The 303-nt window shown below is 40.3% G+C and carries 1 protein-coding gene; it reads right to left on the reverse strand.

Annotation, left to right across the window (positions count from 1 at the left end):
- The coding region (locus ACNKXV_RS14105) for an HYR domain-containing protein (RefSeq protein WP_417908349.1) at nt 1–303 on the reverse strand (303 nt) is incomplete at both ends.

Consider the following 303-nt stretch of genomic DNA (forward strand, 5'->3'; position numbering starts at 1 on the left):
AGTACAGGTCGTATTAGCTGAATTTGAATCTCCATCATCCGCTGTTACCGTAACTGTTGTAGTTCCTATGGGGAAATTATAGGGGAAGCTAATATTACTTCCACCAACACTATAGGAAATAGCTATATTGTCATCGCAATTATCGGTTGCCGTTGCTGTAAAACTTAAGGTTGTATCACACTCACCTGCATCAACGCTATATGCATTAACCGGAGCCGGGCAGTTGGTTATAACTGGTGCTTCATCATCAATAACTGTTACATCAAAAGTACAGGTCGTATTAGCTGAATTTGAATCTCCATC

The sequence above is a fragment of the Christiangramia aquimixticola genome (genome assembly GCF_048285835.1).
Lineage (GTDB): Bacteria > Bacteroidota > Bacteroidia > Flavobacteriales > Flavobacteriaceae > Christiangramia > Christiangramia aquimixticola.